Below are 19,381 nucleotides of genomic sequence, written 5' to 3'. Positions count from 1 at the left end.
CCTTTTGCGCAGTCCGCGGAGCAAAACGGGGACTGTCCCCTTTGCGCAGGCCGGGTTCGAGGAGATAGACTACGCAGGACGGCAATCCGCTCGACGCGTCGAGCGTTTTCGCGCTGGTTGGCTCGCTTTCGCCGAGCGCTCCCTACGCCTCCGCAGCGAGAACGGCCGGGGACTGTCCCCTTTTGTGGAGTCCCAGCCGGATGAGTTGGGCGCTCTCAATAAGGTCGCTTCTCCTTAACCATCGCACTAAGTTGCTTGAACTCTGCGGCACTCGAATCCCGGCACCATTCGAACAGCGCCGCCTCGGTCGTCGTGAGCGTCGCGCCGGCCGCGTCCATGCGGGCGATCGCCGTCTCGCGGTCGATATCGAATCGCGAGCCGGTCGCGTCCACCGCCAGGTACACTCGGAATCCGCTCGCCAACAGATCGAGGACCGTCTGCTGCACGCACACGTGCGTCTCGATGCCCGCGACCAGCCACTTCGCCGCCGGCAATCGCTCCAATTCCGCGCCGATTTCCGCACAGCCGACGCAGCTAAACGCCGTCTTCGCCGCGATCGGCCCCAGCCGCGAGGCCAGCTCCGGCACCGTTCCGCCGAGCCCCTTCGGATACTGCTCCGTCGCCAGAATCGCCATCTTGAACAACCCCGCCCCATCGATCAGCCGCCGCAGGTTCCAAACGATCCGCTCGTGCCCCGGCACCAATCCAATCAGCTTCTCCTGCACATCGACGACCAACAAGCCAGTGTCGGCGGCCGACATCAACTCAGGACTTCGCGGCAATCGCTCGGCAGCACCCATGCAAGGCAGCATAATGCAGCCGCCGAGATGCGGCTAGTGCTTCGTCAACTCCAAGATTTCGGGTTGGCTTCAGTCGTAGCGGGAGTATCCTGCTCCCGTGAACGGCGGCTGGAAGCTGCCGCTACCAACAACAGCCTCCAATCCTAAAACCAGTGGCCAACCCTTTGATGCAAGGATCGCTTGCTCGGGCTGCCGGCGGTCGGGGATAATGCTGTCATGGACCCGATCCGCCGATTTGCCGCGTTCATGTTGCTGATGGGCATCGGCTTGGTCCTGGGGGGTGCTGCGGAGCGATGTTGGCATGAGGGCTTTATGTGGCCGGCCATTCGCACCGCGATTTTTGCCGCAGCAACAGTGCTTTTCGCTTTGTGGCTTGTGCGAAAAACGCCGCGGCCCCGCCTTTTCAGGGGCCGGGAGAATGCGCCGACAAGCAAGCCGTTTCGATTCTCGATGCGTCGAATGTTCGTGATCGTGACGATTGTCTGCGCCGAAGCCGGGTTATTTTTTGTTCTTACGAACCAGTATTTTGGCTCGCAGCGCGAGGATATGACTGTTGCTATTTTCTTGACTGTCGGCGTATCGACGCTTGCGTCGTGGGTCATTCTGTGCCAGCCGCTTGGCGGCGCGCTTTGGAGTGCTGCTGCATTTATCGCTGCTATGGTGTGGATGATTCTTTGGGGGCGTCGTTAGACTCCGCCGCCGTTCGGACGCGGAGAACGATTCGGAATCCGCGTCAATCCGCGTTCTTCCGCGGTTCTGCCCACGTTGACGAATCCCGACCTGCGTAATACACTTGTACTACTATGGTATTACTTGCGGCCATCGCATGAAGACCGTCTCGCTCAAATTGCCCGATGACCTGCACGCCAAGTTGGCCGAGCTGTCGCGGAAGCGCAGCTTGGCCAAGTCGGAAGTGATTCGCACGGCACTCGAGGCCTATTTCGCCGCCGCGCGAAATGGCGCCGAACCATCCTGCGCCGATCTGGCGGGCGACCTCATCGGCGCCGTGGGCGGGCCCAAGGATCTGGCCACGAATCCGAAGCACCTTCGCGGATACGGCCGATGAAAGGGCCGGTGATCGTCGATACCGGCCCGCTCGTGGCCCTGTTGAACCGGCGGGAGCGCCATCACGATTGGTCCCACGAGCAATTCAAGCTCCTCCGCCCGCCGCTGGTCACGTGCGAGGCGGTCATTTCCGAAGCTGGCTTCCTTTTGCGGGGCATCGACGGAGGCGTCGACGCCCTGATGCAGCTCTTATCCCGCGCCGTCGTGACGACTCCATTTTGCCTGGCGGACGAACTCCCGACCGTCTCCCGCCTGCTCACCCGCTACCGCTCGACCCCGATGTCGCTAGCCGACGCCTGCCTGGTCCGCATGGCCGAGCAATACGCCGACAGCAGCGTCTTCACCCTCGACCGCCATTTCCGCATCTACCGCAAAAACGGCCGCCTGGTGATCCCGACGCTCATGCCGGAGTAGAGTCCTTTCGAACATCATGAACCGGCCCGTCGGCCCTTTGCACCGCGCTTGCCCCCGCTGCCCGCGGTCGGGGATAATGCGGACATGTCCCGGCGCTTCCAATTCCCGCTATACAAGGTATTTCTGATCATCGCGGTCTTTGCGCTGACAATTCGAATGGCCCAATACTTCGGCCCCGAGGATTGGCCGCTTGCTGCGCCGTTCGGAGCCGTCGCGAGCCTCCTCGTCGTGTTCATGAACCGGCGAAATGCTGTTGACGCGATCTTAACTGCCGTTGTCGCGCTCATGGGCGCATTCATCGGCTGGCAGATCTACTTGCATGTGTTTGAAGGGGACGGCAAAGGTCAAGATCCAACCAGCAGGGGCTTCACCACGCTCGCCGCCCTATTGGCAGGCACGCTCGCGGGCGCCGTATTCGCGCTCTTCCTCCAATGGATTTCCGACCACCTTCCGACTCGCTAAACCGTTATGCGTCCGTCACGCCAAATCGTGAAATGGATCGTCGCGGCAGTCCTCGTCATCGGGTTGCCGCTGGGCTATTACAACTTCATTCTCGATTGGCAGGGCAAGCCTTATTGTCATGCGCAGATCATGCTCGCATTCGAAAACTGGATCGTCAGAAACGGCAAGGACAGCACGACCCGCACGAACGAATTCCCGAATGTGGGAGGCGTCGGCCGAAATTCGCTCAATGCCATTCGCGAGGAAATGGAAGGCTCCATGGATTGGGCGCCGGACTACGGCTATGTCCCCGGCCTGCAACAGAACGATCCCGGACAGTTGGTGCTGATGTACTTCAATCGCCCGACTCGGTGGACCATGCACATCTCCGCACCCACCATCTTTGAGGACAAGGCGTGGATTCTGATTCCGGTTGACTTCGGCCAGGGGCGTCGGGAAAAGTCAGGACCGGGTGAAGATAGTGAACGAGTTTCGACGGAGGAATTCAAGAAGCGACTCAAAGAAACGATCGAGTACATCCGAAAGATGGAGCGGCCGAATTGGCAAACGATTGTCGCCGAGCAGACGAAGTTTCTGGAGAGAATTGACGGCTTGGATCGCTGAATCGGAATCTCTTGCCCCGGCTGCTCGCTGTCGGGGATAATGCAGCCATGCAAATCGAGCCGCCCAAAGCCGACCCGCCGAAGCGCAAACGCCGCTGGTTTCAGTTCAGCCTGCGCTCGCTGATGATCGGCGTTGCGCTGATGGCCGTGCCGTGCGCCTACATCGGTTGGCAGGCGAAGATCGTGCGGGAGCGGAAGCAAGAGCTTGATCGCGACGTTAATGGACGATGGGGATTCCTTTTTGAAGGTTTTGAAGTCGTGGGACCAAACCCGATTTCGCCGCTTCGCCGAATGCTCGGCGACGTGAGAATCATGGCGATCGAAATCTCTCCAGAAACGGAACTTGAGCAGCGAGCGCACCTCGTCGCCTTGTTTCCAGAGGCCGACATAGTGGATGAATCACCGCCACGCCCTTCGGCTCGCCACGCGGCCTCCACGGTTACCAACACTCAATCAGAACCGTACCCCGCGCCAGAATCTTCTGCTCCCGGCGCGCGCGAATAACGGCGTTCACCTGCTCAGCCCCGCAAGCCAATTTCCCCCCGGTATCCCGCCTCCCATGTCCGAGCGCGGGAGCGATTCGGAATCGCCGCGGGTGCTCTGGCGACAATGACCTTCCGTATCTCTTGCTCCGGCTGCCCGCGGTGGGGGATAATGCGGCCATGCAAACCGAGCTGCCCAAAGCCGATCCGCCGAAGCGCAAACGCCGCTGGTTTCAATTCAGCCTGCGGTCGCTGATGATAGTCGTCACGCTGCTGGCGATCCCATGCGGTTGGCTTGCGCATCAAGCCCGGGTCGTGGAGGAACGCAAGGCCCTTCGGTCGTGGTTACTGGACAACGGTGGCGTGATTCACGAGGCGCAATACGAGATGGAGCATCCCGAGACGTCGCAGATCACATGGATTCGCATTCTGATTGGCGATCACACGGCATTGAGCATCAATTTTCCATATGGCATTTCCAAGCCGCAAGCGAGTCGGATGAAGACCGTTTTCCCTGAAGCTGCGTTCGGTTTTATGACCGATTACCCCGAACGCGCATCCTGTCCCAATGCCCGGTGAATGACGCCTAGGCATCGTGGTCGCAACGAAGCCAGTCGCCGGCGCGCTTGTGGGGCAAGGCTGCGTGGGCCTGTCTGGCCGGAATAGGTATGCTGGCTCACGGCATAACCAGCGATCACGCGCGGTTTTTTCCTTGACAAACCCCGCACCGGTATCCTCATCCGCCGCACGTATCTCTTGCTCCGGCTGCCCGCGGTCGGGGATAATGCGGCCATGCAATCCGAGCCACCCAAAGCCGACTCGTCGAAACACAAACGCCGTTGGTTTCAATTCAGCCTGCGGACGCTTTTCGTCGTCGTCGCGATCATGGGGGTTCAGTGCGGGGTCTGCTTGCCGATGCTGCGAGAGTGGCAAGTGGAGCAAGCCCGCGTAAAGGTCACGCTTAAGGAGAAACTACGGCTAATCGGGTTGGCGTTGTGGAACGGCCCGACAAAGAAGTACGGGCGTTCCGCTCACTAAGAGAACGTCAACCGCGTGGACCGATGCTTCGCCCCTGGTCGAGGCGCTCGCGTCCGGCTGCCGTTGATTTGTCCAGGTATAACGCGGCCATGAGCAAGCCATTTCCATTCTCGATGCGACGGATGTTTGGCATGGTCGCGATGCTCTGCGTGGCCGCGCGCCTTTTTATGGTGTTCCTCGACGTGCGACATGATGGTGGCGTTAGTCCTGGCATCTTCCAGGTGTTTCTCTGTGTTGGATTCTCTGCGGCAACTGGAACGGCACTCGGCTGCGTGGAGGGAAGGCCCCGCGCGGGTGCAATCTGGGGCGCGGTGATCGGGGTAGGGATTGGCATCGCCTGGGTGACGATTGCCCAACGTGGTCCTTTTGAATAAGCAGTCAGCAATACGTCCGTGGATAGATTTCAAAACGAATAGCCGCCCGGCTTCCGACATCCTTGCTCCGGCTGCCCGCGGTCGGGGATAATGAGGCGATGGAAACCGATTCGCCGAAAGCTGCCACGCCGAAGAGCAAACGCCGTTGGTTTCAGTTCAGCCTGCGGTCGCTGTTCGTGGTCGTCACGGTCGTGGCCGTGGTCTGCGGCTACCTGGCGCACGAGGCGAAGATCGAGAGAGAGGCCGCCAACGGTCGTGAACTGTTGAACGAATTGCGCCAGATCGGTTTGGCGATGCTCAGTTATGAACGGGCAAACCGGCATTTCCCGGCCCACGCGATCTTCAGCACGGAGGGGAAGCCGCTGTTGAGTTGGCGCGTCGCAATCCTCCCATACATCGAGGAGAACGAGCTCTACAAGCAGTTCCATTTGGACGAGCCGTGGGACAGTCCGAACAACAAGGCACTCATCGCCAAGATGCCGTCGGCCTACGCTAAGCCAGGTCGCGCTGACGACGGCAAGGCGGTGTTCTTGGTTCCGGTTGGCAAGGGGTTGGCGTTCGAGGGAACCGAAGGATTGCCAATTCAGTCATTCACCGACGGGACCAGCAACACGATCCTCGCGGTCGAGGTCAATGATGATCGCGCAGTGATTTGGACCAAGCCGGACGATTTGGAAGTCGACCTGAATGAGCCACTCGACGGCCTGGGCGAGGCGCACGCAGGAGGAATTTTTTGCGCGGTGTTAGCTGATTGCCGCACCATCGTAATCAGCAACGAAGAGGACTTGGAGACGCTCAAGGCACTTTTCACCCGCAATGGCGGCGAAGCGATCGACCCGGATAGGATCCGGTAATCCGCCCCATGCCGTAGCTTCTTACAGCGAAACCGATGGCCGGCGACGATGGCCGCCCAGCATCGCTTGCCGTTGCTGCCCGCGGTCGCGGATAATGCGGACATGCTGATGCCTTCTCAGTTCTCGATGCGCCGGATGCTCGGCGCGGTTGCGCTCCTTGGCGTGGCAATGCGACTCGGGGTGCTATTCCTCGCGACGAGATTCGATCCAGGCATTTATCCCGTGCTTCTTTTCCTAGGATTTTTCGCCACTGGCGGCGCAGCAGTCGGCTGCATCGAGGGCAAGCCGTTCCAGGGCGCGTTCTTCGGCGTTCTACTCGGCATGTTCATCGGTTTCATATACGTAGAGTTTCCGCCGGAACCGCCCTTCAGAGAGTAAGCGGCATTTTTCCTAGACAAGGTGACACAGCTATAACGGTCGGCTCGTTGAGTCCCTTGCCCCGGCTGCCGGCGGTCCGGGATAACGCGGCCATGCAATAATTGGTCCGCCTCCGGTTATCCTTCCGATTCCGGCACGGTTCTTCAGGGCGGGGTAACACAGCCATAAGCAGGCCTGTGGCTCGGATGGTGCAGGTACGTGTGATGCGAAATCCGGCGCTCTATTCGATGGGGCTGTTCACAGCGGTCGTGCCAACGATTTGCCTTTTTTTCAGTGTCAACATGTTGTTTTTCGTGCCGCTCGTCGTCGGGCTGGGATGCGTCATGACGGGTGATATCGAAATGCAGGCAACCACTAAGCGGCGGGCGACGCTCTTCGGCCTGATATTTTGCATTGCGGCCGCCGTTGGCCCGTTCGCCTTGGCCGCTTATGCCAATCGGCCGGGTCAGCCCATCCGGATTGTCGTTCCCGTCGGATTTCGTGGGGAGTTCTCGATCGTCAAGAACCATGCTGCGGGAAAAGAATTGAAAATGCAGGATGGTGTGTGGGTCTTCGAGATTCCAGCCAGCGGCGTGCTGGTGGTGAACGACGATTATCCGTTCCACATGTGGCACGAAGAGCATGTCGTCTACCTGGATGGGCTTACCGCACGAGTTGAATTCCTTGGCACAACGGCCGGCAGTACCGACCACGACGAGACGTCGGATCGCTGGAAGGTAGTTGATGCACCCTGACAAGGCGTTCAGCGGTCACCGTCGACTGCCAGACCACTTTGCCAAACGTTGCACCCCGAATTGCGCTACGGCGAATGGAACCCAGTTCTGCTTCGCTATCCTTGCAAACCCGGCATAGGCCCCGCCGGCCGAAAGGTAATAGCCCCGATTGTGAAATCGGGGTCGATGATCGCGCCAAATGAATGCGGAGGTCCGGAGGACTGGCACCAGGCCGTGGTCAGACCCAGCGTGTCGCTCCTTGGAGATTCAATCTCGTCGTGCCGCACCCCAACCTGACGGTTTGGGGCTATTCCCTGTCGGGCCGTCCGGCCCTTTGAACGGCGCTTCGGTTCGCCGCCAATCAGGCGACTTTTTTATCTCCGGTCGGCTAAAATGATTGCAGGGCGTCTCGCTTCCGGACGCTCCAGCAGATGGCCGGGATCTTCCGGTTTCAAAGGAGAGGAACATGTCACGTGCGTCTCGTCGTATCGCGCTGACAGTCGCCGCGCTGTTAGTCACTTACGGATTGCGCTCGGCTTTGATCGGGTCGGACGACAAGACGTCTGGTCCGAATGCAACCCCCGCTTCGGCAGCGGAAAAACCGGCCGCGGCGGCCAACGACCAGCGCACTTCGGTTGAAAAAGCGTTCGAGAAACGGGTTAGCGCGAAATTGAAAAACGTGCCGCTCAAGAACGCGGCCGCGCACTTGGCGGATCTCGCCGGCGTCAATGTTCTCGTGGCCTCCAAAGCGATCGCCGACGCCGGTATCCAGGAGAATTTGCCGATCGAGTTCGAGATGGCGGACGTTTCCTTCGGCTCAGCGCTGCGGGCCATGCTCGCCGAGCACGATCTCGGTTATGAGATTCCCGAGGACAACGTTCTTCTGATCACGACGGCGGAGAACGCAAAGAGCTATAGCATCATGCGCGTTTACGACGTTCTGGATCTGATTTCGCAGCCGGCAGCCCCAGATGAGTTTGCCGACGACGCGGCCGGTAACGACCGGTCGGCGATCGTCGATGTCGTGAAATCGTGCATTGAACCCACAAGTTGGAACGATTCAGGCGGCACTGGCCTGATTATGCCGATCGGCGGCAGCCTGGCGGTATCGAGCAACCCGGAAACGCATCTTGAGATTGCCCAGCTTTTCGCCGCGTTGCGAAAGATCAACTCTGACGAACTTGCCGGAAGACAGTCCGTGCCGCTATTGATTGATTCTGGCCCGGCGGAAGAAAAAATTCGCGAGCGACTCGCAAGGCGTCAGGATTTCGATTTTCACGAAATGCCGCTGACTGGACTGGTCGATGACCTGCGGGCCGACGGCATCCCGGTTTCGATCGATCGCAAGCAGCTTTCCGATGCCGGAGCTGATCTCAAAGTTCCATTGAGGTTCAAGGCGAAGCAAGTCCGGCTCGAGTTTGCGCTGCGCAGCATGCTCAGGCCGAATGACCTGAACTTCATTCTTCGCGACGATGCGCTCGTGATCACGACCGATGCCGCGGAGAAAGAGCATGCGCGACTCGGCGTTTATCCCGTGAGCGACTTGCTCGATGCCAAACCCGGCGATCGGAGCACAGATTTGGATTTCGACAGTTTGATCGATCTAATCACGTCCGCGGTGGCTCCGACTTCATGGCCCAATGGTGGTGGTGGCGTCAGTCCCTGGGCTCACCCGGTTGCTCTCATCATCGATCAATCGGAAGAGGTGCACGAACAGATTGCTGAGCTGCTAGCCAAGCTTCGGGCGGCCCACCGGGCCGCAAAGGAATCCGCGATCGCGATGCCGGCTGCCGACGCGGGCGAGGCGATCATCGTGCGGATTCATCGCGTCAGTAAAGCTAACGGCGACGACGCTTCGCTCGACAAATACATCGCCGCCATCCGGAATGTGATCGAACCCGCAAGCTGGCAAGGGCGATACATCGGCAAAGTCCCCGGCGGGATCGTCGTGCGGAACACGCAGGCCGTACAAGACCGAATAACGCGGCTGATCGCGCAGATCGACGCGCAAGTTCCTGGTGGAATGGGCGGCGGCGCGTTTTAGCGAACTGAACGGGAGGACAAGGGGAAAGGGATCAGAACATCTGTCCTCTTTCTCTTTTTTCGGCCAGTGCTGAATCGCCGATCAACATTAGCCCCTCGCTTGCCTTCCAAAGGGCGACGGTACCTCGATTCAGCGCTTGGTGCGGGTTCCGGCACTGGCCGGGCCCAGAGGGCGCCCCGCTGGCCAGTGCCACCGCTCAGGGAGTGTCGTCCTCGCGCTGCGCCGCGACGACAGGTCATCACGACGGAGCGTGATGACTACACTCATGCCGATTGGGAATCAGTCGTCGTCAAGCCGGCGACCATTGGCAGCAGTAGCTCGAGTGCTGGGTGTTCGCCCGGAGTGAGCAGGTTTCCCAGTTCGATGCCGAGCTGCCAGTAACCGCCGCCGAGCCGAGTGCGATGGCGGACTTCGCCCAAGACAAAGTACGCTTGTGATTCCAGCCAGAAGCCGACCACGAGCTGCTTGGCCTGGAGCGGCTCGAAATGAACCGCGGTCAATCCCTGGCCGGATAGATTTTTGGTCAAGGCGGTCGTCGCCTCGTCCATATTCACTTGCCCGTCGTTCCACGTGGCCAGCACCAGAGGAAACGTCCGATTGGCTCGACTATCCCAACGATGTTCCCCATTCGTGGGCGGCATATTGGGAGTGGACGAGTCGATCGCGCGCCGCAAGAGCGCTTGCACGTCCAGTTGTTTCTTGTGGCGACTGAATGAGAACATCGGGGTTTTTCCTCGGATTTGGCGGCGGAAATCACGCCCGTGGCACGGTCAGCCTTCGGCTCTGAGGCTCAGGCTCGAAGAGGAGACGCGTGCCACACCAGGATTTACAAATTTAGCTCAAGAATTGCCCCATTGCGTCGTTAGAACCCCTCACAAAACCGCCTGGGAGAAGGGGACAGTCCCCGTTTTGCTCCGCCGACTCCGCAAAAGGGGGACAGTCCCCGGCGGCGTTGTGAGGGGTTCTAAATCAGCGATCATGGTGAGCCTTCCTGCCGCTAGACGCACGAATTGACTGTGGTAAACTGTTCCAAAAATCAACGCTTGAATTTCACATCGGATAAGAGCCTATCCAAAAACTACCTGTGGAGAGGGGGACAGTCCCCTTTTGTTCCCGACCATCGCGGCGATGGGTGCCCGCTCCACAAAAGGGGACAGTCCCCGGCGGTTCTCGGATAGGCTATAAATGAGCGGCATGAGCATCCTCATCAACAAACAGACGCGCGTCATTTGCCAGGGGATCACCGGCAAGGTCGGCCAGTTTCATACCAAGGGCTGCCTCGCATACGGCACGAACATGGTGGGGGGCGTGACGCCGGGAAAGAGCGGCGAGAAGGTCGAGGGGCTGCCGGTTTTTGACACGGTCTTTGCGGCGGTTGATGCCACCGGGGCCGACGCCACGATGATCTTTGTCCCGCCGGCCTTCACGGCCGACGCGATTCTCGAAGCCGTCGATGCGGGGATCGAGACGGTGGTGGCGATCACCGAAGGCGTGCCGGTGCTCGACATGGTCCGGGTGTACGATGTCGTGCGGCGCAGCGCCAGCCGCCTGGTCGGCCCGAATTGTCCCGGCGTGATAACGCCGGACGAGTGCAAGATCGGGATCATGCCTGGCTACATTCATAAGAAGGGCCCGGTCGGGCTAATGAGCCGCAGCGGCACGCTCACGTACGAAGCGGTCTGGCAGTTGAGCAACATCGGGCTGGGCCAATCGACGTGCGTGGGTCTGGGGGGCGATCCGATCGTGGGGACTTCGTTCATCGATCTGCTGGCGATGTTCGAGGCCGATCCGGCGACCGAGGCGATTCTGATGATCGGCGAGATCGGGGGCACCGCTGAGGAAGAGGCGGCGGCTTTCGTGAAGGCGAATGTCAGCAAGCCGGTCGCGGCCTTTATCGCCGGGCGCACCGCGCCCCCCGGCAAGCGGATGGGGCACGCCGGGGCGATCATCACCGGCGGCAAGGGGACTGCGGCCGACAAGGTCGCGGCGCTCGAGGCGGCCGGCATTGTCGTCGCCGAAAGCCCGGCCGATATGGGCACGGCGGTCCAGCGGGCCATCGCGGGGAAGCGGTGATAGATGACAGGGTGACACGCAATGCGCACGAGCGCAACGGCCACCGCGTGTTCCCCTCACCCCGGCCCTCTCCCAGCGGGAGAGGGAGTAGATGTCGGATCTTTATGGATCGGTCTGAATTGCAAGCACGGCTTGCCGCGGCCCAGCGGCAAGAGTCGGAAAGCCCGGCGGCCGCGGAAGCTGCCCTGCGCGACATGCTTGCGGAGCACCCCGCGGAGCCGCTCGTCCTAGTTCGGCTAGCGCGGTTGCTGCATCGTGTCGGGCGAGTCGGGGAAGCTATTCCGTTGATGCTTCAAGCTGCGCAGATCGAGCCGACGCCGGCCGTGTTCAATGATCTCGGCAGTCTTCATCTAGCGGCGGGCGACAGCGCCAGCGCGATCGACGCCTACGAAGCGGCGCTGCGACTTGATTCGAAGTATTTGCTCGCGCGATCGAACTTGGCCGACGTGCTCTTAGAAACCGGCCGAATCCACGAGGCGATCGATTCCTATCGAGAGGTGTTGGCGCGCGATCCAACCTCGGTCGATGCGCAAGTGGGACTGGCGATCGCGGCGTTGCGATCCGGTCAGATTGCCGTGGCGATCTCGGCGTGCGAGGCCGCGCTGGCAGTGCAGCCCGGACACATTCCGGCGTTACACGCCATGGCGATTGCCCTAGGCAACGCCGGAGACAAGACGTCGGCGATCGCGACTGAGCGGCAAGCGTTGACCGTGAATCCGCAGTTCGCCAAGGGCTGGCATGCGCTCGGAAACTTGTTGGATGAGACGGGGGATGTGACTCGGGCGGCGCAAGCCTACGAGCGGGCACTCGAACTCGAACCGGGCTTGGTCGAAGTCTCGTTCGATTTGGCGGCGCTCTCGGGCGAGTCTCCTCCGCGCTCCATGCCGCGACCATACGTCACGAGGCTGTTCGATGATTTCGCTGCGACTTTCGAGCGGCGGCTGGTCGCGGAGCTGGACTATCGCGTTCCAGAAGCGTTGCGACAGGCGGTCGCAGCAGAACTGGGCGAATTCGGAACGGCACGGAGGCCCGGAACGGCACCGAGGCCGTACCCTACAGACGATGAAAAATCCCTCGACATTCTCGACCTTGGTTGCGGCACGGGGCTTGTCGGAAAGCAGTTTCGAGACCTCGCACGCCGCATGACGGGGGTTGATCTTTCCACGGCGATGCTTGCCGCGGCTCGCGCGGCCGGAATCTACGACGAGCTGGTTTGCAACGACGTGGTGGATTACATGCGAGCGGTTGATTCGCGGTTCGATCTGGTTTTGGCGGCCGATTTGTTCATCTACGTCGGCGATTTAGAGGAGCTATTCGCCGCCGCCCGCCGAGTCCTTCGGCCGAGCGGGCTGTTCGCATTCTCGATCGAAACAATCGAGCAACTGCATTGGGTTTTGCGCCGCACGCGGCGCTATGCCCACTCGAGCGAATACATTGGCGCGCTGGCCATCCGACATGGGTTCGCGATCCGCGACGCGCAACGCACGTCGCTCCGCCGCGGAGAAGAGGGCCCGGTCGAGGGCCAAATCATCGTGCTGCGAACCGGCGACAAAGACTGAGATTGCTCGGCCCAGCACGTCGTTGGCCACCTGCGTCCGCCACAATTCCCATTCCAGTGAGGGAGCACAGTCACGACCGCCGGGCGCGAAAACGCAGTTTCGCGCCAATAAAGCTTGCGAAATACCTATCGTCAGTTAAAGTGAGGGTGCAGGAATTCAGAGGAGATCAAGCTTTCGATCTCCGAGAACAGGCGTGAGTTGTCTTGTCGATTCTCGACTCCATGTTGATTGGCTTCGTATCCCGTCTATCTGGTTTAGTCGCCGGAGATGGAATGCCTAATAGGGAACTAGTAGGGAAGAGCAATGCTCCGAAATCGCAGGCGGAAGGCGGACCTAAAGCGCAATCGGTCGTCCAAAAACTCTAGGCATCGGGAGCGGGCCGGTCTTGGACTGGAACGGCTTGAGCCACGGCTCGTGCTGGCAACCAGCGTGCTGAGTTACCACATGGATGCACAGTCCAGCGGGGTCAACTCGACCGAAACGCTGCTCACGCCAGGGAACGTTAACACTTCCACGTTCGGCAAGACGTTCTCGACGCCGCTCGACGGTCAGGCCTACGCCGAACCACTTTATGTGCCAGGCGTGAACATCACGGCCGGCAACTTTCCAGGCATTCACAACACCGTCTTCGCTGCCACTGAGCACGACGGTCTTTACGCGATCGATGCCCAAGGGGGCAACGTATTGTGGTACGACTCGTTCTTGAATCCGGCCATTAGCGGCGTGGCGCTTGCGGGCGCGACGACGATTACGAGCGTCCCTAATAGCGACGTCAATTCGAGCGATATTAACCCCGAGATCGGAATCACCGGGACACCGACGATCGACGCCTCGCAGAACGCGATCTTCGTCATCACGAAGACGAAACAGATCGTTCCCGTCGGCGGGACGAACCACACGCACTACGTTGCCGAACTCTTCAAGATCAATATCCAGAACGGGGCGGTCATCGCCAGTCATGTGATCGCCGATACGGACGATACCAGCGGGTATGTCTATCGCACCCAAATCAGCGCCAGCGCCACCAACCAAGATCCGTTCGTATTCGGCAGTGGGGACGGACAAATCACAATCAATGGGCAAAGCCGCGTTTACTTCAATGCATTGCGGCAGATGAGCCGGCCAGGCATGACGCTGTTCGGCGGGCAAATCTACACCTCCTGGGCCAGCCACGGCGACAACGGACCCTATCACGGCTGGGTCCTGAAGTTCGACGAGAACACGCTCGCCTTGACCGGCGTGCTCAACACAACCCCCAACGGCGGCCTCGGCGGAATCTGGCAAGGAGGTGACATCACCACGATCGATCCGCACTTGGACGCCAGCGGCAATCCCATTTTTTACTTTGAAACCGGCAACGGCACCTTCGACGGGAATTACACCGGCACTTCGCCCAATGGAACGACGACAGGCCTGAACGCGCAAGGTTTCCCTGTCAACGGCGACTACGCCGATTCGTTCGTCAAGATCGGCATCGACACGACCACGACCCAGGCGAGTCAGAACATCAACGGCTGGGGCTTCAAGGTCTTGGACTATTTCTCTCCGTCGAACAATCAATCGCTGAACGCGGGCGACACCGATCTCGGCTCGGGCGGCACAACCATTCTGCCAGATTCGGTGGGTAATGCCGCCCATCCGCATTTGCTGATCGGCTCGGGCAAAGAAGGAAAGATTTACTTAATCGACCGCGACAATATGGGGAAATTCGATCCGAACAATGTCGTAACCGATCACGTTGTGGAGGAGCAAAAAGAGTTGTCCGGCGTCCTGAATGCCGCGGCCTATTTCAACAACACGATCTATTATGTTCCCGGTTACGGCGGCAGCGCCGCGACGTTTTCGATCGCTAACGGGTCCGCCGCCTATTCGACCACCGCGACTCACACAACCGTCGACGGCTTTGGGAATCTTTCCGGCAGCCCGACAATCTCGGCCAATGGCACGACCAACGCCATCATGTGGGCCCTCAACGCCAACGGAGATAATACTCTTCGGGCCTACAACGCCTCGACTCTCGCGGAACTCTGGACCAGCAACCAGGCCGCCGGGAATCGCGATGCACTCGTCGGCAGCGTGAACAAGTTTACGGTCCCGACGGTCGCCGACGGGCAGGTCTTCGTCGGCACGAGCACGTCGCTCGTCGCCTATGGTCCGCCCGTTACGCCGACCTCCGGACCCGCGGCGCCGAGCAATACCGGCGCTACCGCGCTCACGTTCAAAAGTGTCAACGTCACCTGGCAGGACAACTCCAACAACGAGGATTTCTTCAGCATCCAGCGCTCGACCAGCGCCGGCGGGCCGTTTGTCGAAATTGGCGAGGCCAGCGCGAACTCCACGTCATTCGTCGACTCGAACAATCTTCTCTCGCAGACCACTTACTACTATCAGGTCGAAGCGCACAACATCTTTCAAGGCGGAACGTTTTCCGCGCCGTCGAACATCGTTTCCGTGACCACGCCGCAGGCGCCGCCGACCGGCACGGGCGACGGTTTGGAGGGAGCTTATTACGTCGACTCCGGTGGAAACCATTTAACGGGCACTCCCGTTCTAACACGGGTCGATCCAGAAGTTGACTTTCCTAACGGCAACGGCTCGCCCGGCCCCGGCTTGAATTCCACCGGTTTTTCGGTCAAGTGGACGGGCCGGATTCAAGCGCAGTTCTCGCAAACGTACACATTCTATACGGAAAGCGATGATGGTGTCCGGCTCTTCATCAAGCCGACCACGAGCAACACCTTTACGACCGTCGTCAACAACTTTACCGACCACGCTCCGACCGAGAACTCCGGCACGTTCGCCATGTCGGGCGGCCAGGTTTATGACATCGAAATGGATTTTTATCAGAACGGCGGTGGGTGGGAAGCCGAGCTGCTGTGGTCGAGCACGAGCACGCCCAAGGACTTCGTGCCTCAGAGCCAACTTTACTCGGGCGCGGCGCCGGTCGCTCCGAGCGGATTGACTGCCGCGGCCGCATCGGGAACCACGATCAACGTCAGTTGGACTGACAACTCCAACAACGAGACCGGGTTCACGGTCGAACGCACGAATCCCGACAACACCGTGACCGATTTTTCCGTCGCGCCCAACACCACCACCTACCTCGACACGGGATTGACCCCCGGCGCGACGTACAGCTACCGCGTCCAGGCGACTAATTTTGTCGCGAATTCCGCCTTTACGCCGAAGGTGCCGGTCACGATGCCTGTGACGCCGCCGACGCCGAGCAACGGCCATGTCACCGCCGTGACCACCAACTCCATCAGCATCGCCTGGCAGCTCAATTCCACGAACTCCACCAATAAGGAGACTGGCGTTAGCGTGTTCCGCAAGTTCGGCTCGTCCGGCACCTTCAACCTGATCGCCACCCTGCCCGCCGGCTCGACCAGCTATACGGACCACGGACCGAACGGCAATGGCCTGGCCATCGGCCAGTATTACGACTATCACGTGCAAGCCTTTAACCTCGCCGGCGCCACCGATTTCACCGGGGCCACGGTCGACACATTGACCGCCGCGCCCAGTGGTCTTGCGGCCACGCCGGGCGTTGGCCTGATCTCGCTGTCGTGGACCGCGCCGCCCGCGATTCCTGAAAACGGAATCACTTATAACGTCTATCGCGGCATCGCCGCCGGCGCCGAGGGAGCATCGCCGATTGCCAGCCAGTTGACGAGCCCGTCGTACGCTGATGTTACGGCCACGTCCGGTCAACCGTACTTCTACGTTGTCAAAGCGGTGGATACCGGCGGCCCGAGCGCCGCCAGCAATGAAGTGAACTCGACGGCGACTGCATCCAGCGTTCCCGCCCCAGCCTCGCTCACCGCGACGGTCGCCGGCACGCAGATCAACCTATCGTGGAGCAGCGTCGGCGTCGCGACGAGTTACAATGTCTATCGCGCGACCAGCCCGGGCGGCGAGGGGATCACACCGATTGCCACCAACGTGTCCGGCACGGCGTTCTCGGATCCGAATCGGCAGGCGTGCCTCAGCTATTATTATCAAGTAACGTCCGTCAACGGCTCGGGTGAAAGTGCGCGGAGCGTCGAGGCCGTCGGCGTTCTTGCGCCGTCGGCCCCGTCAAATGTCGCCGCCGCCATCGATAATTCGAACGGCAGTAACGACATCGACGTAACTTGGACGATCCCGCCCGGAGCGAGTAGCTTCAACGTTTTCCGTGGCAATACACTCGGCGGCGAAGGTTCGGTGCCGTACGCCACCGGAGTTACCGGCGCTTTGTACGCCGATCCGGGCGCCGCAGCCGTTGCGGGAACCTCGTTTTACTACACGGTCGTTGCGATCAACGCGGGCGGACAAAGCCCGGCGAGCGCCGAGGCATTTGTGGCAACTCCCCCCGCCGCGCCCGCAACGCCGAGTGCTGCGATCAAGCCAAGCGGCAACGTCTTGCTTTCCTGGTTGACCGTCACCGGAGCTACGAGCTTCAACGTCTATCGCGCCAGCACCGCCGGCGGAGAAGGCACCACTCCACTTGCTACCGGACTCGCCAGCCCGAGCTATGTCGATTCCGCGGTCGGAAACGGCGGCACATTCTATTATGAAGTCACCGCGGTCGGTCTCGGCGGCGAAAGCGTCAAGAGTGGCGAATCGTCCGTCACGTTTATCGCCGGCGCGCCCAAAGGACCGGCAAATCTGACCGCCGCTTCGATCTCCAGCAGCCAGATCAATCTTTCGTGGACCGCTTCGACCGGCGCCACGGGCTACAACGTGTACCGCGGCACGTCGGTCGGCGGCGAAGGGCCGACTCCGATCAACGCCTCTCCGCTCAACGCGACCAGCTTCAGTGACACGGGACTCGCGCAGCTTACTCACTACTATTACACCGTGCGGGCCATCAATGGATCCGGCGCTGGCCCAGCCTCCAATGAATCGTCGGCAATCACTCAGCAACTGTTTCCCACCGCCACGATCACGCCGGTCAATCCGAACACGGTGACGACCGGCCCCGCGCAATTGCAGATCGTATTCAACGAGCCGGTCAGCGGCTTCACGATCTCGTCGCTGTCGTTCTCGCGCAGCGGCGGCCCGAATTTGCTCACTGCGTCGCAGACGCTCACGACATCCGACAACATTACCTTTACGCTCGGTAATCTGTCGTCGCTCGACGTGCTCGGCGGAACCTACACGCTCACGTTCACCGCTGCCGGGTCGAACGTCGTCGATGGCATTGGCACGTTCGCCGTCGCCAACGCCAGCGGCAGCTTCGTCGTCAATCCGGTGGCGCCCGAGGTCGACGCCATTTATGTCAGCGGCAGCGCCTGGCAGCAGAGCTTTCTTAACTATTTGGCTAGCAATGGCCTGGGAGACGCCCAGTTGGGCTATCGGCTGATGGGTGGTCCGAACCAACTCGGGTCGCTCCCCTGGAACAACGTGAACATCATCTCGGTCGTGTTCAGCCGCGATGTGAATATCAACACCGCCAATATCGCGCTCGTCGGATCGCCCGACTTAGGGCCCGCGCCGGCGCTGGGCACAGCCTCGTTCACTTACAACAGCACGACGTTCACGGCCACGTGGGTTTATCAAGCCGCATTGCCGCTCGATAAGTACTTGCTCAGCATTCCGTCGGCGGCCGTGACGAGCAAGGTCTCGGGCGCGGCGCTCGACGGCGAATTCGCCAACGGCAGCGGCAACCTGCTTCCCTCCGGCGATACCGTTGCCGGAGGCGATTTCAACTTCCGCTTCAATATCCTGCCAGGCGATGTCGATCAGAACGGCGTTGTCACCGGCGTGGACGGGGGTAGCGTGCGGCAACACTTCTTGCAATTCACGACCACCGCCGGGTACAACCCGCTTTACGATACCTCCGGCAAGGGAGAGATTACGGGCATCGACCTGAATTTGGTTCAGTCCACACTGCTGACTTCGCTGCCGGCGACCGATCCAACGCCGCCGGGGCAAGGCGGTGGCGCTCTCGCACCGGCTACTGATTCGCCCGCGACTTCCGCGGTTACGGTCGCGCCGAGCAGTGCCGCGCCCGCCGCTGCTCTGGCAGCGACTCCGACTGCAATTTCCGCGACGACAACTACGACGATCAGCGAGACAACGGCCACGACGACAACAAGGACAGAAACGACACCCCTGGCGATTGCGGTCGAGGGATTCGTCCCGCCCTCCGTTGCATCCGTGCCGGCCGCGCCACCGGCGGCGGCAATGGCTCGTGATCTGGTTCTCGAGAAGCTGACTGGATTCTCGGCCGGCGGCCCTGGCTCTGCGGCCAACCGATTGCTCGCGGCGGTGTCGGACAGTGTCACATCGCTGAACTCTCTCTCGCTATCGGGAAATGCTTCCCGTCACGGCGGCTGGATGCTGGCCCATGACGCCATCTTCGCCCAACTTGACTCACTCGGCGTCATATCGGCGACGTCGCATCGGAATAGCAAGGCGAAACGCGGCGGATAGAACGCCTCACCTATCCGGAGAGGAATTACGCTCCAAGGAGCGCAACACGGCGCGCAGAGGCGGCCGCTCGCTCGGCGATGCTTCCGCCCGGGCGAGATGTCTCTCG

The 19,381-nt window shown here is 60.7% G+C and carries 18 protein-coding genes; 16 read left to right on the top strand and 2 right to left on the bottom strand.

Annotation, left to right across the window (positions count from 1 at the left end; genetic code table 11):
- Positions 1 to 215: 215 nt before the first annotated feature.
- The gene (locus VGY55_14795; protein ID HEV2971240.1) at positions 216 to 812 is read right to left on the bottom strand and encodes a hydrolase; all 597 of its coding nucleotides are present in this window, start codon (positions 810 to 812) and stop codon (positions 216 to 218) included.
- A 204-nt stretch (positions 813 to 1,016) separates the two neighbouring features.
- Between VGY55_14795 and VGY55_14790 the strand changes: the two genes are divergently transcribed.
- From VGY55_14790 to VGY55_14730, 13 genes are all read left to right on the top strand, one after another.
- Positions 1,017 to 1,490, top strand: a complete 474-nt coding sequence (locus VGY55_14790; GenBank protein ID HEV2971239.1) for a hypothetical protein — start codon at positions 1,017 to 1,019, stop codon at positions 1,488 to 1,490.
- 136 nt (positions 1,491 to 1,626) lie between these two features.
- Positions 1,627 to 1,866 (top strand): ribbon-helix-helix protein, CopG family, encoded by a 240-nt coding sequence (locus tag VGY55_14785; GenBank protein ID HEV2971238.1) that lies wholly within the window; start codon positions 1,627 to 1,629, stop codon positions 1,864 to 1,866.
- Entirely contained in the window at positions 1,863 to 2,279 is a 417-nt protein-coding gene (locus VGY55_14780) for a PIN domain-containing protein (protein ID HEV2971237.1), read from the top strand. The genes VGY55_14785 and VGY55_14780 overlap by 4 nt, the downstream gene beginning before the upstream one ends.
- An 84-nt stretch (positions 2,280 to 2,363) precedes the next feature.
- Entirely contained in the window at positions 2,364 to 2,741 is a 378-nt protein-coding gene (locus VGY55_14775; GenBank protein ID HEV2971236.1) for a hypothetical protein, read from the top strand.
- A gap of 27 nt (positions 2,742 to 2,768) precedes the next feature.
- Positions 2,769 to 3,344: a hypothetical protein gene (locus VGY55_14770; protein ID HEV2971235.1), complete on the top strand. Its 576-nt coding sequence runs from the start codon at positions 2,769 to 2,771 to the stop codon at positions 3,342 to 3,344.
- Positions 3,345 to 3,466: 122 nt separating this feature from the next.
- Complete coding sequence (locus VGY55_14765; GenBank protein HEV2971234.1) at positions 3,467 to 3,847, top strand: hypothetical protein; 381 nt, start codon at positions 3,467 to 3,469, stop codon at positions 3,845 to 3,847.
- A gap of 158 nt (positions 3,848 to 4,005) precedes the next feature.
- Complete coding sequence (locus VGY55_14760) at positions 4,006 to 4,404, top strand: hypothetical protein (GenBank protein ID HEV2971233.1); 399 nt, start codon at positions 4,006 to 4,008, stop codon at positions 4,402 to 4,404.
- 213 nt (positions 4,405 to 4,617) lie between these two features.
- Positions 4,618 to 4,863, top strand: a complete 246-nt coding sequence (locus VGY55_14755; protein HEV2971232.1) for a hypothetical protein — start codon at positions 4,618 to 4,620, stop codon at positions 4,861 to 4,863.
- 89 nt (positions 4,864 to 4,952) lie between these two features.
- Entirely contained in the window at positions 4,953 to 5,237 is a 285-nt protein-coding gene (locus VGY55_14750; protein HEV2971231.1) for a hypothetical protein, read from the top strand.
- A 98-nt stretch (positions 5,238 to 5,335) separates the two neighbouring features.
- On the top strand, positions 5,336 to 6,091 hold the full coding sequence (locus tag VGY55_14745) for a DUF1559 domain-containing protein (protein HEV2971230.1): 756 nt from the start codon (positions 5,336 to 5,338) through the stop codon (positions 6,089 to 6,091).
- A 48-nt stretch (positions 6,092 to 6,139) separates the two neighbouring features.
- A complete protein-coding gene (locus VGY55_14740) occupies positions 6,140 to 6,469 on the top strand; it encodes a hypothetical protein (GenBank protein HEV2971229.1) in 330 nt (109 codons plus the stop codon).
- A 203-nt stretch (positions 6,470 to 6,672) separates the two neighbouring features.
- Entirely contained in the window at positions 6,673 to 7,203 is a 531-nt protein-coding gene (locus tag VGY55_14735; protein HEV2971228.1) for a hypothetical protein, read from the top strand.
- 445 nt (positions 7,204 to 7,648) lie between these two features.
- A complete protein-coding gene (locus VGY55_14730) occupies positions 7,649 to 9,226 on the top strand; it encodes a hypothetical protein (GenBank protein HEV2971227.1) in 1,578 nt (525 codons plus the stop codon).
- A 263-nt stretch (positions 9,227 to 9,489) separates the two neighbouring features.
- Here the strand turns inward: VGY55_14730 and VGY55_14725 are convergent, their stop codons facing one another.
- The gene (locus VGY55_14725) at positions 9,490 to 9,948 is read right to left on the bottom strand and encodes a hypothetical protein (GenBank protein HEV2971226.1); all 459 of its coding nucleotides are present in this window, start codon (positions 9,946 to 9,948) and stop codon (positions 9,490 to 9,492) included.
- Positions 9,949 to 10,420: 472 nt separating this feature from the next.
- Between VGY55_14725 and sucD the strand changes: the two genes are divergently transcribed.
- The 3 genes from sucD to VGY55_14710 all read left to right on the top strand — a co-directional run bounded on the left by sucD (position 10,421) and on the right by VGY55_14710 (position 19,275).
- Positions 10,421 to 11,299, top strand: a complete 879-nt coding sequence (gene sucD, locus VGY55_14720) for a succinate--CoA ligase subunit alpha (GenBank protein HEV2971225.1) — start codon at positions 10,421 to 10,423, stop codon at positions 11,297 to 11,299.
- Between the two features lie 104 nt (positions 11,300 to 11,403).
- Positions 11,404 to 12,858: a tetratricopeptide repeat protein gene (locus tag VGY55_14715; protein HEV2971224.1), complete on the top strand. Its 1,455-nt coding sequence runs from the start codon at positions 11,404 to 11,406 to the stop codon at positions 12,856 to 12,858.
- Positions 12,859 to 13,272: 414 nt separating this feature from the next.
- Positions 13,273 to 19,275, top strand: a complete 6,003-nt coding sequence (locus VGY55_14710; protein HEV2971223.1) for a fibronectin type III domain-containing protein — start codon at positions 13,273 to 13,275, stop codon at positions 19,273 to 19,275.
- Positions 19,276 to 19,381: the final 106 nt, after the last annotated feature.

The organism is Pirellulales bacterium, from assembly GCA_035939775.1.
In the GTDB taxonomy this organism is placed as follows: domain Bacteria; phylum Planctomycetota; class Planctomycetia; order Pirellulales; family DATAWG01; genus DASZFO01.
This window is presented reverse-complemented; position numbering and strand designations above follow the sequence as displayed.

Excerpts from the sequence above, each read along its gene's own strand:
- VGY55_14735 (HEV2971228.1), top strand. The coding sequence starts at position 6,673 with ATGCGAAATCCGGCGCTCTATTCGATGGGGCTGTTCACAGCGGTCGTG.
- VGY55_14730 (HEV2971227.1), top strand. The coding sequence starts at position 7,649 with ATGTCACGTGCGTCTCGTCGTATCGCGCTGACAGTCGCCGCGCTGTTA.
- VGY55_14765 (HEV2971234.1), top strand. The coding sequence starts at position 3,467 with ATGATCGGCGTTGCGCTGATGGCCGTGCCGTGCGCCTACATCGGTTGG.
- VGY55_14780 (HEV2971237.1), top strand. The coding sequence starts at position 1,863 with ATGAAAGGGCCGGTGATCGTCGATACCGGCCCGCTCGTGGCCCTGTTG.
- VGY55_14745 (HEV2971230.1), top strand. The coding sequence starts at position 5,336 with ATGGAAACCGATTCGCCGAAAGCTGCCACGCCGAAGAGCAAACGCCGT.
- VGY55_14750 (HEV2971231.1), top strand. The coding sequence starts at position 4,953 with ATGAGCAAGCCATTTCCATTCTCGATGCGACGGATGTTTGGCATGGTC.
- VGY55_14725 (HEV2971226.1), bottom strand. The coding sequence starts at position 9,948 with ATGTTCTCATTCAGTCGCCACAAGAAACAACTGGACGTGCAAGCGCTC.
- VGY55_14760 (HEV2971233.1), top strand. The coding sequence starts at position 4,006 with ATGCAAACCGAGCTGCCCAAAGCCGATCCGCCGAAGCGCAAACGCCGC.
- VGY55_14740 (HEV2971229.1), top strand. The coding sequence starts at position 6,140 with ATGGCCGCCCAGCATCGCTTGCCGTTGCTGCCCGCGGTCGCGGATAAT.
- VGY55_14790 (HEV2971239.1), top strand. The coding sequence starts at position 1,017 with ATGGACCCGATCCGCCGATTTGCCGCGTTCATGTTGCTGATGGGCATC.
- VGY55_14795 (HEV2971240.1), bottom strand. The coding sequence starts at position 812 with ATGCTGCCTTGCATGGGTGCTGCCGAGCGATTGCCGCGAAGTCCTGAG.
- VGY55_14715 (HEV2971224.1), top strand. The coding sequence starts at position 11,404 with ATGGATCGGTCTGAATTGCAAGCACGGCTTGCCGCGGCCCAGCGGCAA.
- sucD (HEV2971225.1), top strand. The coding sequence starts at position 10,421 with ATGAGCATCCTCATCAACAAACAGACGCGCGTCATTTGCCAGGGGATC.
- VGY55_14785 (HEV2971238.1), top strand. The coding sequence starts at position 1,627 with ATGAAGACCGTCTCGCTCAAATTGCCCGATGACCTGCACGCCAAGTTG.
- VGY55_14775 (HEV2971236.1), top strand. The coding sequence starts at position 2,364 with ATGTCCCGGCGCTTCCAATTCCCGCTATACAAGGTATTTCTGATCATC.
- VGY55_14755 (HEV2971232.1), top strand. The coding sequence starts at position 4,618 with ATGCAATCCGAGCCACCCAAAGCCGACTCGTCGAAACACAAACGCCGT.